This window comes from Enterobacter sp. UNJFSC 003 (assembly GCF_036903355.1).
Classification (GTDB): domain Bacteria; phylum Pseudomonadota; class Gammaproteobacteria; order Enterobacterales; family Enterobacteriaceae; genus Enterobacter.
Genome location: NZ_JBAKHK010000222.1, coordinates 1 through 259, shown reverse-complemented (window position 1 = coordinate 259; position 259 = coordinate 1). Strand labels below are relative to the sequence as shown.

Here is a 259-nt window from a genome sequence, read left to right as displayed (position 1 = left end):
GACGAACGCCACCATCATCAGCGTGGTGTCGCCGGATTTCGAGACCGTCACCCCCTGATTTTGCACCGCCTGCGGCAGGCGTTTGATCGCGGCCTGCAGCTGGTTTTGCACCTGCTGCATCGCCTCGTTGGGATCGGTGCCGGCTTCGAACGTCAAGGTCACGGTCGCCTGGCCGGTATTGGTGCTCTGCGACGACATGTACATCATGTTGTCGAGGCCGGTCATATTCTGTTCAATGATTTGGGTGACGGTGTTTTCC

The 259-nt window shown here is 58.7% G+C and carries 1 protein-coding gene; it reads right to left on the bottom strand.

Translation table 11 applies throughout. The features are described 5' to 3' along the window. The coding region (locus V5P19_RS23895) for an efflux RND transporter permease subunit (RefSeq protein WP_334408045.1) at positions 1–259 on the bottom strand (259 nt) is incomplete at both ends.